Source organism: Sporosarcina sp. Y1004, from assembly GCF_057669665.1.
The window spans coordinates 43,876-58,129 of the sequence record NZ_JBYHFQ010000026.1 but is presented as its reverse complement, the minus strand read 5'-3'; the positions used below and the strand labels follow the sequence as shown (position 1 = coordinate 58,129).

Annotated in this window: 12 protein-coding genes and 2 riboswitches; of the genes, 11 read left to right on the top strand and 1 reads right to left on the bottom strand. The window is 38.2% G+C overall.

Going from position 1 to position 14,254, the window contains the following annotated elements; all coding sequences use genetic code 11:
• Positions 1-87 precede the first annotated feature (87 nt).
• Positions 88-945 carry a manganese catalase family protein gene (locus AC25Y6_RS15650; RefSeq protein ID WP_488143682.1) on the bottom strand — a complete coding sequence of 286 codons (858 nt, stop codon included), beginning with the start codon at positions 943-945 and terminating at the stop codon, positions 88-90.
• A 372-nt stretch (positions 946-1,317) separates the two neighbouring features.
• Between AC25Y6_RS15650 and AC25Y6_RS15645 the strand changes: the two genes are divergently transcribed.
• The 11 genes from AC25Y6_RS15645 (at position 1,318) to AC25Y6_RS15595 (ending at position 13,984) form a co-directional block, all read left to right on the top strand.
• A complete protein-coding gene (locus AC25Y6_RS15645) occupies positions 1,318-2,148 on the top strand; it encodes a transporter substrate-binding domain-containing protein (RefSeq protein WP_482105194.1) in 831 nt (276 codons plus the stop codon).
• Positions 2,149-2,233: 85 nt separating this feature from the next.
• Positions 2,234-3,388 carry a saccharopine dehydrogenase family protein gene (locus AC25Y6_RS15640; protein WP_488143681.1) on the top strand — a complete coding sequence of 385 codons (1,155 nt, stop codon included), beginning with the start codon at positions 2,234-2,236 and terminating at the stop codon, positions 3,386-3,388.
• 196 nt (positions 3,389-3,584) lie between these two features.
• On the top strand, positions 3,585-4,241 hold the full coding sequence (locus tag AC25Y6_RS15635) for an amino acid ABC transporter permease (protein WP_482100669.1): 657 nt from the start codon (positions 3,585-3,587) through the stop codon (positions 4,239-4,241).
• 40 nt (positions 4,242-4,281) lie between these two features.
• Entirely contained in the window at positions 4,282-5,025 is a 744-nt protein-coding gene (locus AC25Y6_RS15630; RefSeq protein WP_488143686.1) for an amino acid ABC transporter ATP-binding protein, read from the top strand.
• A 269-nt stretch (positions 5,026-5,294) separates the two neighbouring features.
• Complete coding sequence (locus tag AC25Y6_RS15625) at positions 5,295-6,071, top strand: ABC transporter ATP-binding protein (protein ID WP_482105192.1); 777 nt, start codon at positions 5,295-5,297, stop codon at positions 6,069-6,071.
• A 15-nt stretch (positions 6,072-6,086) separates the two neighbouring features.
• On the top strand, positions 6,087-7,982 hold the full coding sequence (locus AC25Y6_RS15620) for an AMP-binding protein (RefSeq protein WP_488143680.1): 1,896 nt from the start codon (positions 6,087-6,089) through the stop codon (positions 7,980-7,982).
• Positions 7,983-7,985: 3 nt separating this feature from the next.
• Positions 7,986-8,870 carry a branched-chain amino acid ABC transporter permease gene (locus AC25Y6_RS15615; RefSeq protein WP_488143679.1) on the top strand — a complete coding sequence of 295 codons (885 nt, stop codon included), beginning with the start codon at positions 7,986-7,988 and terminating at the stop codon, positions 8,868-8,870.
• 4 nt (positions 8,871-8,874) lie between these two features.
• Positions 8,875-9,936, top strand: coding sequence for a branched-chain amino acid ABC transporter permease (locus tag AC25Y6_RS15610; RefSeq protein WP_482105189.1), 1,062 nt, complete (start codon positions 8,875-8,877; stop codon positions 9,934-9,936).
• 123 nt (positions 9,937-10,059) lie between these two features.
• Positions 10,060-11,238 (top strand): ABC transporter substrate-binding protein, encoded by a 1,179-nt coding sequence (locus tag AC25Y6_RS15605; RefSeq protein WP_488143685.1) that lies wholly within the window; start codon positions 10,060-10,062, stop codon positions 11,236-11,238.
• Between the two features lie 111 nt (positions 11,239-11,349).
• On the top strand, positions 11,350-12,141 hold the full coding sequence (locus AC25Y6_RS15600) for an ABC transporter ATP-binding protein (protein ID WP_488143678.1): 792 nt from the start codon (positions 11,350-11,352) through the stop codon (positions 12,139-12,141).
• An 88-nt stretch (positions 12,142-12,229) separates the two neighbouring features.
• Positions 12,230-12,333, top strand: a riboswitch (SAM riboswitch).
• A 481-nt stretch (positions 12,334-12,814) separates the two neighbouring features.
• A complete protein-coding gene (locus AC25Y6_RS15595; protein ID WP_482105186.1) occupies positions 12,815-13,984 on the top strand; it encodes a TraB/GumN family protein in 1,170 nt (389 codons plus the stop codon).
• A gap of 139 nt (positions 13,985-14,123) precedes the next feature.
• Positions 14,124-14,224: riboswitch (SAM riboswitch) on the top strand.
• The last annotated feature ends 30 nt before the right edge of the window (positions 14,225-14,254 follow it).

Sequence of the window (14,254 nt, the reverse complement as noted above, 5' to 3'; positions counted from 1 at the left end):
TCACAGTTCGGGACTTGCACCCTATAGACTACGCCCATGCTGGGCGCACTACAAAAAATCAGTCCCTAGTAAAGGGACCGATTTAATTTAGGTGCTCAAGTCCTGTATACCTGGACTATGTTCATTTGGCATGTCAGGCATTAAAGGAACCGGAAACCCTTTTGGAGGATCCGTTACTGAAAGTGTTCCATTGTTCCTACTAGGAGATTGACCTTGGAATATTTCACCGATTCGGGTAGGGTCTAATCTGAAATTGAACTGTGCATTATGGTACCCCATCTCAACAAACTTTCTACATTCAGGATACTTATTTATATCATAGTTCGGTACAGGGAAAAGTTTGCCCCAATCCACACCCAATGTCTCTAACGCTTTAGCAAAAGCATTTTGATGCGCATTATCCCGTACGATAAGAAAAGCAAGCGTTTCCCGGAAAGTTTTATTTGAACTCATTTCGTATATACGCGTCTTTTGTAGTACTCCAGTTGACTCAAGAACCAAGTTGTCAAGTAAATCAGCTATAAGATTTCCATGTGAATAAACCCAAGAACCGTTCCAGGGGTTACCGGCAGCATCGACAGGCAAAGAGGCTTGCGCTCCAATAATATAGTGATGCGGGTTAGCGTGTCTAGTTGCGTCATTCAGAGGAGCATGATCCACACCTGCATTCCCTGGAACTGCAGATTCTCCAGAATCATTTAATAACTGGTTAATTGTATTTTGCACGAGTTCTACATGTGCGATTTCTTCTAAGAAAACACCTCGAAGCAAATCTCGATATTGAGTATCTTTACCCCTGAAATTAGAACTTTGGAAAAAGTATTGCATCATAGTTCTCATTTCGCCATAATGCCCACCTAGAATTTCTTGCAAGACTCTTGCGGCTTCTGGATCTGGTTTATCAGGGGTGATTATATTAATGAGCTCTTCTTTGTAGTAATACAAATTTATTCAATCCTTTCAAATTATAATAAAGATTAGAATGCCACTGATAATGAAAATCATACATTCATATAGAGGTTCATTTCCGTTAGTATCCGACATTCGAAGGATGCATAATCTGCCTGGTCTATAAATACATTAACGGCACAGTATTGGAAGCTCCCAACAGATATGCGGCAGTTTTAAATCAAACAGATTATAAAAATGCGATGCTCATATAGTCATTTCCTCTTCCAGTTGACTGAATTTTCATATAAGTCAATTGACCTCTGGTAACATTTGTTTTATAATGAAGGAATAGGAATAAAGTCAGATACGTAGAATAGTTGTATAGTAGCTGTTTGTATTTCTGTGATTTTTAAAGGGGGATATGAGATGAAGAGGAATATTATTTTGACGATTATCACCATTTTTATGATTACTATAATTGCAGGTTGCGGTTCAAATGAAGTGAAAAGCGAGAATACAGATGAAAATAAAGGTAAGGAAAGCGGCACTAAAAGCGTGATGGATCGCATTGAAAAATCCAATACATTGCATGTTGCTTTCGAAGGAACATATCCACCTTTTAACTTTTTAGATGACAAAGATGAGTTCCAGGGATTTGACGTTGATATTTCCAACGAAATCGCAAGAAAGTTAGGTGTTGAGGCAAAATTCATCGCAACAAAGTGGGATGGGTTAATTGGAGGTCTGAAGGCCGATAAATTCGACATTATCATTGGACAGATGACCGTTACTGAGGAACGTAAAAAAAGCGTTGATTTTACTGACCCTTATGTAATAACCGGATCTGTATTGGTTACCCGTGAAGAAACAGATGGTATTACGGAACTTGAAGATATTTCAGGAAAAAAAGTCGGTGTTGGGGGCGGAACTACATTTGAAGAGGTTGCGAATAGTGTAGATGGGGCCGATGTAAAGTTATACAAAGCTGTCAGTGATTACATTCAGGATTTGACGAACAAACGATTGGATGTCATTATAAACGACCAGTTATTAATGAGCTACAATATAAAAGAGAATAATCTTCCTTTAAAAATAACTAGTGGAATATTAAATAAAGACGAAATTGGAATGGCTGTCAATAAAGGAAATGAAGACTTTATTTCAAAAGTCAATGAAGCCCTGAGTGAAATGAAAGAAGATGGTACTTATAATGAAATATACAAAAAATGGTTCGGGACAGAACCTTTAGAAAAATAACCGTACGCATAGAGTGATCAATAAAGATTATTGATCACTCTATGTTTTCTTTATCCTGCAACCGTAGATAAGGGAGGTATGTAAATTGCATATTATCATATTAGGAACTGGAATGATTGGAACTACAGTGGTCAGTGAAATCGCTAAGTTTTCCGTAGTAGATAAAGTTACAGCAGTTGATGGAAGACAAGATAGCATTGAGAAGTGTCTGGAAAATGCAAATAGTCCAAAAGTAAATGGGGTAGTAGCGCCGTTGGAAACAGAAGAGGATATTTTCAATATCCTAAAAGGTGCCGATATAGCAGTAGCTTGTCTACCACATTCCTTAAGTTTAATAGCAGTGAAGGCAGCTATAAGAGCAAAATGCCACCTTGTAGATCTTGTCGGTTCAGACTTCATTGAAAAAATAGCATTACATGATGAGGCGCAAGAAGCAGGTGTTATTATCATTCCCGGGTGCGGTGTTGCACCAGGTATAACGAACTTTTTAGCGGCACAAGGTATAGAATTGCTGGATGAAGCTGACGAAGCAATTATGACTTGTGGTGGTATTCCAAGGCATCCTGTTCCACCTCTTTGGTATCAAGTAGTTTTCCGGTTAGAAAGTGTACTTGGTTTATACACAAAACCCGCGATGGCTGTACAGGACGGAAAGCTTATAAAATTGCCCCCTTTATCGGGACTTGAAGAAGTTATTTTTTCAGACCCGGTAGGTGTTTGTGAAACGGTTATAACAGATGCACATAGCACAGCATTTGTGCTAAAGGACAAAGTTAAAAATCTATATGAAAAAACAGCCCGCTATCCTGGTCATTGGGGGAAAATGGGTGTTTTAAGTGAATTAGGATTTTTAGACACAGAAGAAATATCCATAGAAGGAACAGTAACTACTCCACGAGCAGTTGCGGAAAAAATTCTTACAGCTAAAATGATATCTGACTCAAATGAAGATATAACAATTGTGAGGGTAGAGGTCAGTGGGGTGAAAGATGGAAAATCTAAAAAGTATACATGGGAAATGATTGATCTTTTTGACCATGAACGAAATATTACATCAATGGCAAAAACGACTGCTCTTCCAGCAGCTCTTGTAGCTAAGTGGATTGCGTTAAAAATAATACCTGAGACAGGCGTAGTACCGATTGAAAGTTTAATTATTAGGGATAGATTTCAGCCGTTTATAGATGAGTTGAATAGTGTTGGAATTGAAATTGAATGTAAGGAAGAAACAATAATGTAACTATATATCTTGAACAAATGTATACAGAGTAAGTGACTTACAAGGGGCAGTCGGAGCAGTGAGGTTAGCGTCGATGCCTGCTTGGCTTTTTTGCCGCAGGCATCCCCTAGCGCTACATCAGGTTCAATGGGATTCTTTATTTCATTATATATATATATTAACTTATCAGATTAATTGTCAGACAGGAGGGGGATTTATGGACGCCGCAATTATTATTGATTCTTTGCCATCTCTGCTAAAAGCGACATTAATGACTATTCTCTTGGCGGCAATATCAATTGTTATCGCACTCATTATTGGGTTTTTCACTGCAATCATACGAATCGTAAAAGTAAGGATTTTGAATGGAATAGCAAGCACATACATTTCCATCATAAGAGGAACACCGCTGTTGGTACAAATATTCGTTATTTACTATGGTTTGCCTCAAATAGGAATTACCCTAGACCCAATATCTTCCGGGATATTGGCTTTAAGCTTAAACGCTGGGGCTTACTTGTCAGAGTCTTTCCGGGCATCCATACTTGCCGTTGATAATGGGCAGATGGAGGCAGCTATGTCCATGGGAATGACTTATTCACAGGCATTAAAAAGAATAATATTACCACAGAGTATGCGTATAGCAATACCAACTTTGTCAAATACATTTATCGTGCTCATTAAGGATACATCACTGGTTTCAGTCATAACAGTAACAGAACTATTACAAATGTCGAGTTTAATAATAGCTAAAACGTTTGAGCCATTAACAATCTATTTAACGGCCGCAGCAATTTATTGGGTATTAATCACTTTCTTTACAACACTTTTAAATAGACTTGAAATTAAGACTTCTAAATACTTGGTTCGGTAAAAAATAGAATTGAAAATATGTGAGGTGGTAAACTATGAGCATTATTCAAATTACTAATTTGAAAAAGAGCTTTGGATTAAATGAAGTATTGCAAGGAATCGATTTGACAATTGAAAAGAGCGAAGTGGTCGTATTAATGGGTCCGAGCGGTTCTGGAAAATCAACTTTGCTACGGTGCCTCACCTTTTTAGAAGAACCTACAGCTGGTGTTATTCAAATTGGTGAATTTAAAGTGCTTGCAGGTGGGAAGTTAGAACGTAAACGAAAAAAAAACATTCGAGAGTTAAGAAAAAAGACTGGATTTGTCTTCCAATCATTTAATCTATTTCCCCATAAAACTGCAATTGAAAATGTCATGGAAGGGCCTATTGTCATTCATGGGACTAAACGAAATGAAGCAAAAAAGTTGGCTGAAGCCCTTCTAATAAAAGTTGGACTGGGTGATCGTTGCAACCACTATCCAGCGCAACTTTCGGGCGGACAACAGCAAAGAGTAGCAATTGCCAGGTCGCTCGCTTTAAATCCGCTTGTCATGCTATTTGACGAACCTACCTCCGCTCTTGACCCCGAGCTTGTACGAGAGGTACTGCAAGTAATTAAAGATCTGGCTGCTGAAGGAATGACAATGGTGATTGTGACACATGAAATGAATTTTGCCAAAGATGTAGCTGACAGGGTTGTATTTATGGATGATGGTTTAATTATTGAACAAGGAACATCCACAGAAATATTTCAAATGCCTAAAGAGGAAAGAACGAGAAAGTTCTTGTTGAATGTCGAATAACTATAAGGACATCTTTTATGACACTATTGTCGTAATAGGTGTTTTTTTGTCGTTGTAATCAAATTCGAACCTTCCATTCATAAAGTATTCGACATAATATTTAATTCTGTTGAAACAATGCCGTATTAAGGAGGTATACCATTTAATAAAAGTGTTATAAATTGCGTGTCTGAAAAGTGTGAAAATTGTATTGACAACTCTATTGATCATAAAGTATTATTCTTGTTAACGCTTACAAAACATTTACAAATGTAATAAAGGGGGGCTTCATGCTGGGACCTATACTGGAAATAGAAAATGTGTCTTTACAATTTGGTGGGGTAAAAGCTTTGGATAATGTCAGTTATCATATCGAAAAAGGAGAAATTTTTTCGCTTATAGGGCCGAATGGTGCAGGGAAAACGAGCATGCTAAACTGCATAAGTGGCTTATATCAACCAACTAACGGTTCAATACGATTTAATGGTCAAGAAATTGTAAATATGAAACCATATAATCGGACAACGCTGGGAATCGCCCGTGCTTTTCAGAATATAGCGTTATTTGCCCATATGTCCGTTCTCGATAATTTGAAGCTCGGCCGTCATACGTTAATGAGTTCTGGTGCGATAAGTGGTGGATTATATTTCGGGAAATCTTCCAACGAAGAAATTGAACATCGAAAAAAAGTTGAGGAAGTCATTGAGTTTTTAGAGCTTCAAGACATCCGGCATACGCCGGTTGGTACACTTCCATATGGTTTGCAAAAACGTGTCGAGGTTGGCAGGGCATTGGCACTGGGGCCAGAATTAATACTATTGGATGAACCAATGGCGGGGATGAATAATTCAGAAAAAGATCTGATGGCACGTTTCATTTTAGATATGCATGAGGTTATGGAAATAACCGTGGTATTAATAGAACATGATCTGAGTATCGTTATGAATTTATCTGACCATATCGCAGTATTAGATTTCGGGAAACGGATTGGTTTTGGAACTCCGGAAGAAATACAAAGAAATCCGGATGTTATCAAAGCCTATATCGGGGAAGAAACAGTTATTTAGAAGGGGGACCAAGCGATGAAATCAGAAATAACGTTACCTAATCTTTTAGCTGAACAGGCTTTAAAGGCAGAAAATGAAGTTGCTTTAAGGCAAAAACATCTAGGTATTTGGAATGAAATTACTTGGGGTCACTATTTTGAAAAAGTAGAGCAACTTGCAATTGGCTTATCTGAAAAGTATGATTTCAAACGCGGCGAAAAACTAGCTATTATAGGAGAGAATAGACCCCAATGGCTTTATTCACAAATGGCAGCCCAAGTGTTAGGCGGTATTTCGGTTGGGGTTTACCAGGAATCACTACCCGAACAGATTGTTTATTATTTAAACGATTGCAAAGCACGTATCGTTGTTGTTGAAGATCAAGAACAAGTCGATAAGTTACTTGAAATTGAACCACTGATACCGCTTGTAGAACATATCATTTTTTATAATAATCAAGGAATGAGACATTACAAACATCCAAAGTTAATAGACTTTGAGGATCTGTTGGTGACTGGTCAATCACTTAAAAAAGACAGAATTAATTTTTATCGCAATCAAACTGAGCGTTCGCTCGGGACAGATCATGCGATTATTGCATACAGCGCAGCAACAACCGGTAACCCAAAAGGTGTAGTACTGACACATAACAATTTAGTCGAAGCGGCGAAAAGCCTCATCTTGGTTGATAAAATGAGCAAGAAAGATGATTACTTTTCATTTTTACCACTTTCCTGGATTCATGAGCAGGAGTTAAGCATCGTAATACCTTTAACAACTGGAACAGTCGTTAATTTTCCCGAAAAGCCCCATACCGTTGTAGGTGATTTACGCGAGATTGGACCCCAAACACTTTTAGCGCCACCAAGAGTCTATCAAACGTTAATGTCAAATTTTACGTTACGTATTGAAGGGGCCAGTTGGTTAAAGAAAAAGGTCTTTACTATATTCAAGAAATACGGTGACAAAATGGCACAAGCGAGCCTTAATAAACAGCAAATGCCAATAGGCGATAAGTTAATGTACAAACTTGGCGATTGGTTTGTTTTTAGTGCGATTCGTGATCATCTTGGTTTATCTAGAACAAGAAGGGCATACGTGGCGGGGGCTGAACTTCAAACAGAAGCCTTTCTATTTTTTCATAGCATCGGAGTAAACTTGAAGCAGACATATGGTGGTACGGAGCTCGCGGGAATTGCATTTGTTCAGCGTGATGACGATATAAAAGCTGAAAGTTCCGGTGTTCCACTTCCAAATACTGAAGTTAAAATTGGAGAAAATGGTGCTGTTTTTGTAAAAAATGCTGCTATCTTCGCAGAATACCTGAATGAAGAAGATCGTAAGTTAGTGGTAGATGGCTGGATTACACTCGGTGATTGTGGACGATTGGATGAAGATGGACATCTGCATATTCTTGATCGACAAGAAGACATTATTACCACGCAAAAAGGAGAGCTTATTTATCCTAGAATATTGGAAAATAAATTGAAATCGAGTCCATTTATTCAAGAGGCTGTATGCTTTGGTAAAGATAGGCCATATATGACAGCTATTCTAAACATTGATTTAAAAAGTGTCGGTCGTTGGGCGGATAAAAACCGTGTCGTTTACACTGAGTACTCAGATCTTTCAAGACATCCTCAAGTTGTAGATCTCATAGAAAAGCAAGTCACTGAATTAATGAATCTTGTTCCGTCGTATGCAAGAGTAAAGAAGTTTTCTATATTACACAAGCAGTTTTCTGGGGATGAAGGGGAACTCACACGAACACTAAAAGTAAGAAGAAAATTCATTGAAGAAAAATATCAGATGCTTATTGATGGAATGTATTCCGATACTCACGAAGTGGTAATTACCGCTTCGGAATTAGAATCTGTTGAGGAGATCAGTTTACAGGTCATTCAGTTAAAAATTAAGCAGGAGGTGGCATAAAATATGACATTTTTTCTTCAAATGCTTGTTACAGGAATAGTAGTTGGAAGTATTTATGGACTTGTTGCACTGGGTTTTGTCTTGATCTATAGGGCAAGTGGTGCATTGAATTTAGCGAATGGGGAATTTGTTATTATTGGACCTTATATCTGTTTAATCCTCATGACCGCTTATAAAATACCGTTCATTTTTGCATTAATAATTACCCTTATCTTTAGTGCCATTCTGGGATTGGTTATCGAAAGGTTAGTTATAAGACCTATTCAGAATGCGCCAGTTGTATCCGTTATCATGGCTACTATTGGCTTATCTAGTCTTCTGGGTGGAGCAGTGCATATGATTTGGGGACATCAAACAAGAACATTTCCACAAGTTTTCCCATCAACTCCAATTAATTTTTCTGGTGTCATTATAACTCCCGTTTATCTTTGGTCATTTATTGTTGTCATTGGGCTTCTTGTTTTATTTTCAGTGTTCTTTAAATTTTCTAAAATGGGGATTGCCATGCGTGCAGTTGCTGACGATCGTCAAGCGGCACAGTCGATGGGAATCAGTGTGAAATATGTCTATGCGGCAACTTGGGCAATTGCATCCGTTGTTGCCGCTGTCGGGGGTGTCTTGCTTGGGAATATAAATGGACTAAGCCCTACAATGGCTGCTATAGGTCTAACCGTCTTACCCGTTGTTATTCTCGGGGGTCTTGACAGTGTTCTAGGAGCGATTGTAGGAGGCTTCATCATCGGTATTCTGCAAAACATGGCTGGAGGCTATTTGGATCCCCTGATAGGAGGAGGTTTGAAAGAAGTAGCTCCATTTATTGTAGTTCTGTTCATATTGATGTTAAAACCATATGGTTTGTTTGGCAGTCGAGGAATTGAAAGGGTGTGACGAAGTGCGAAATCCATTTGTGAGGGAAAGCGGGAACTATAAAACTACCTATAGTGATGATATGAAAATGTTTGGAACTACTGGAGCTAAAATTAAAGCACTACTCATCGTTCTATTCGTTCTTTCACTGCCACTTTTCACATCCAGTTATTGGATCGGGTTGTTAACACTGTGTGCAATCGCTTCTGTTGGAGCTATCGGGCTTAATATTTTGACCGGTTTTACAGGTCAAATCTCAATAGGTGTGGGAGCGTTTCTTGGTGTAGGCGGCTACACTTCAGCGATATTAACATCAACATATGGTTTAAGCTTTTGGATTTCGTTACCATTAGCGGGGATTGTGACAGCGCTTATAGGTGGTCTTTTTGGAATTCCATCACTCCGCTTGAAGGGCTTGTACTTAGCAATCGCTACCTTGGCTGCTCAAGTCATAATTCTATTTGTTATCAGCAGATGGGATAGTTTGACGGGCGGTACAGCAGGCATGGTCTTGAGCCGTCCTACTATTGGGGAGTTTTCTTTATCTAGTAATACCGGTTATTACTATCTATGTGTCATCATCCTTCTAATTACTGTGATGTATGCAACAAATTTAATAAGAACTCGAACTGGAAGAGCTTTCTTGGCTGTCCGCGATCGTGATATTGCGGCACAAATTATGGGGATAAATTTATTTAAATATAAAGTCATGGCATTTGCAATTAGTTCGTTTTTTGTCGGGATTGCTGGTGCATTGTTGGCACACTACACAATGATTGTTAGCCCGGAACTTTATAATTTTCACGTTTCAATCGAATATTTGGCAATGATTTTAATCGGTGGTCTAGGCAGTGTATTTGGCTCGATTCTAGGAGCTGTATTTATTACACTCCTGCCTGTAAGTCTTGGGGTAATCATCGATGTTATGGCAGGTTTGATGCCTGATTTGTACCAACTATTTTCCGCTTTTAAAGACTTTACTTTTGGAGCAGTTATTATTTTGTTTTTAATATTTGAACCGGGAGGATTGGCTCATATCTGGCTCAATATTAAGAAGTACTTCAAATTGTGGCCATTTTCTTATTAAAACGAACGGGATTCCGAAACCTATCATCAAACAATGTATGCGGGTTTCTTTCCATATGATAAAAAAGGGGGAGTATTTTTGAAAAACAGAAAAAGTAAATTTATCGTTTCTTTAATCGGTATCATGTTGGTATTAATTCTTGGTGCATGTGCTGAAGAAGAGGGAGACGCGAGCGAAAAAGCCGCAGATGGAGAACGAACGGTTGTAATTGGTGGACTATACGATATTACAGGAGCAACTGGTGATGTTGGGACACCTTACGCCGAGGGAGAACAAGCATATTTCAAACATCTAAAGAATAAAGGCGGAGTTGAAGGGTTGAATATTGAACTGAACGGAAAAGATTATGCTTATGCTATTCCGGAAGCGCAAAAAATCTATCAGGCACTCCGAGATAAAGAAAAAGTTTCAGCCATACTCGGTTGGGGGACTGGTGATACGGAAGCGTTGCGTCAGCAAGTAGCAAATGATAAACTCCCGTTCTTCTCTGCTTCATACTCCGAGAGCTTGAAAGATCTTGGCGAAAGTCCATATAATTTCCTGGTAGCTGCATCGTACTCGGATCAAGGCCGTTCTGTATTGAAATGGATACAAGAGAATCATAAAGGATCTGATCCGACAGTAGCGTTATTATATAATGACACAGCGTTCGGACGGTCACCAATTGAAGATATTAAAGCCTATGCTGCCGAAATTGGTATTGAAATTGTTGATGAGCAAATAGTTGACGTTCAAGCAACAGAGGCTCAATCCCAATTATTAAATATGAAAAAGAAAAATCCTGACTATGCAATTATTCAGGAAACATGGGGAGCAACAGCAACAATCTTAAGAGATGCTAAAACACTTGATATTGAAACACAATTCATCGGTTTAAACTGGGCTTCTGGTGAAGGCGTTATAGCTATTGTAGGTGAAGAAATTGCTGAAGGATATATCGGAATCCTATCACATGCACTGCCTTATGAAGACCTACCAGGTATGGCTGATGTGAAAGAGTATTTGGAAGCTGAAGGCAAGACGCTTGAGGATATTAATCAGAAGTTCATTCAAGGATGGACGACTGCGAAAATATTAGTAGCTGGGATTGAAGAGGCTGCAAAAGTACATCCAGATGGTGATCTTACAGGGGAGGAGATCCGTACAGGTATTGAATCTATTAAGGATTTAGACCTCGGTGGATTGGGTGCTCCGGTCAGTTTTAGCGCAGAAAGTCATATGGGTACTGAGCAGACACGTCTAGGTATCGTAAAAGACGGACAATGGGAACCGTTGACTGATTACTTTAGCTACAACGATTAATTTAAAATGGACAACCCATACTAAACCAGTGCATCCAGAAACAAGAATGGGAATAGTAATTGATATTCATATGCTTACCTTTTTGTTTTCTTTGGTGGAAGGAGGAAATAAATGCTCCATGTCAAAAATATTGAAGCAGTTTACTCGAAAAATATTCTTGCATTGAAAGGGATGTCACTTCATGTTCCTGAAGGTAATATAATTGCCTTACTGGGCAGCAACGGAGCAGGTAAGTCGACAACTTTAAAAGCGATTTCAGGTTTGCTTTCCGGTGATGGAGGACAAATAACTGATGGAACTATCGAATTTGAAGGTGAAAAAATAAACGATATCACACCTGACGTAATTGTTAGAAAGGGAATATTCCTATGCATGGAGGGAAGACGTGTATTTAAAGATCTAACTGTTGAAGAAAATTTAATGGCTGGAGCTTATACACGGAAGGATCGTTCTAATATCAAGTCTGATATAGAAAAGATTTACACTTATTTTGCAAAACTTAAAGCTCTTCAAAACCAAAAAGCGGGATTCCTGTCTGGTGGGGAGCAGCAAATGCTTGCAATTGGCAGAGGCATTATGGCAAAACCAAAGCTATTATTACTGGATGAACCTTCATTAGGGATTGCACCGCTGCTCGTTAAAGAGATTTTTCAAAATATTAAACAAATCAATCAAGAAGAGGGCACATCTATATTAGTTGTTGAGCAGAATGCCAATGTTGCACTGTCAATTTCTGACTATGGCTATATTATGGAAAGTGGGCGGGTTGTAATGCAAGGCGATGCAAACTACCTATTATCAAACGAAGAAGTACGTGAACATTATTTAGGTATGGGAAAAGAAGGAGAAAAGAATTATAAAGAAAATAAAGTTTATAGAAAACGCCAAAGGGTAGTGTGGTAACGGTCATAATAATCGCTAGTAATTGAATTGTGAAAAACGCTCTCTGGAGTATTGAACAGATAAATTGAAATTACTAACAACTTCATATTTTGCATCTAGAGAAGCTCAGGAACTGGCTGATGGCGCATCAGCAACCTCAGTCTGACTGAAAGGTGCTAAATCCAGTAAGAGTGAAATCTTGAGATATTAGAGTAACAGTTGATGATTGCTTAACCCTCTTTTCTATTTTGAAAAGAGGTTTTTTTCTATTCAGATTTACGAATGATAAAGATGGAACGTCAAGAGGAGTGGTTAAAGAAGTTGTACGAGAAAGAGATAAAAATTAATAATAACGTCAAATCAAATTGAAGAACAAGTTTCTGTCTTGGTTCCGGAATTGATCGGAGAAGTGTTAACTGTGACGTAGAATATCGTGAATGAAGGAACAACCCAAGTAAGCTTTCTATATCCTAAAGATCAAGGAACGCAAAAGTTTTTAAAGCAAGTCTAGCCAAAGGATTTCACATATTCTATCTAACGATTTTTCCTTGGTGGAATGACTCATATTTAATTAATAATGAAATATAATTGAATTTTGTTTCAAACTGATTCATTATTAATATTAGACCGTCTTTTGGTGATCACTAGATTGAGGTTACTAATAAGAAATTAGTTCTACAAAGGATGTTTGTTCATGCAAGAAGACAATATTACGAGAATAAATTTAGATGGAAAAGAATTAATTCTTATTGGAACAGCCCACGTTTCAAAGCAAAGTGCAGATCAGGTAAAAGAAGTAATCGACAGAGAGAGACCTGATTCGGTTTGTATTGAATTGGATGAACAACGTTATCAATCTATCATGGAAGGAAGCAAGTGGAAGGAGACAGATATTTTTAAGGTAATAAAAGAAAAGAAAGCATCTTTACTTTTAATGAATCTGGCAATTTCCTCCTTTCAAAACCGTTTAGCAAAACAATTTAATATAAAGCCTGGGCAGGAAATGATTCAGGGGATTGAATCGGCAAATGAAGTTGGTGCAGAACTTGTGCTCGCCGATCGTAATATTCAAATAACGTTCTCCAGAATTTGGGGTAATATCGGTTTTATGGGGAAAAGCCAACTTCTCACGTCGGTCGTATATAGTATATTCAGCAAAGAAAGCATTTCAGAAGAAGACCTAGAAAAAATGAAATCAAAGGACACTTTAAATGCGGTATTAAACGATTTCACAGAAACTTTTCCGAAACTAAAGGAGCCTTTAATTGATGAACGTGATCAGTATTTAGCACAGAAAATTAAAGATGCACCGGGGAAAAAAGTAGTGGCTGTTTTAGGGGCGGCACATATTCCAGGGATTACCAAGGAAATTCATAATGAGCATGATTTACAAGCATTATCGCAAACGCCCGTCAAATCAAAACTACCTAAAATTATTGGGTGGGCAATTCCAGTGCTCCTTCTTTCTATAATTGCATATACTTTTATTTCAAATCCTTCCGCGGGTTTTGACCAAGCGCTAAGTTGGATATTGTGGACGGGTAGTCTTTCGGCAATTGGTGCGGCTGCGGCACTGGGACATCCACTAGCCATTTTGGCTGCCTTTGTTTCGGCTCCAATAACAACCCTACATCCTTTGATTGCAGCGGGGTGGGTATCCGGAATTGTTCAGGCATTTTTCCGTAGACCAAGCGTTGGCGATTTCGAAAGATTATCTGAAGATGTATTTTCGATTAAAGGTTTTTGGGCAAATAGGGTAACACGAGTCTTATTAGTTGTCGTCCTCACAAACCTAGGAGGTACATTAGGTACCTTTATAGGTGGGGCTGATGTCATACGTGTATTCTTTGAGAACTTTAAATGAAAAATAGATAGCTTTTTTGTTATCGACACAAGAAGGATATTTAAAACCAATTAAACCAATAGACTTTAATTTATTATCTGATAAGTCATTGACAATGTCTTTTTCATAATGTAATATTGGTCTCAACTTAATAGTTCATATCTTATCTAGAGAGGTTGAGGGACTGGCCCAATGAAACCTCGGCAACAGACTGTTTAGTACTGTGCCAATTCCATTAAACGAAAGTTTAGAAGATAAGAAGAGAAATTTTTTGTTCGATTAATTAACCTC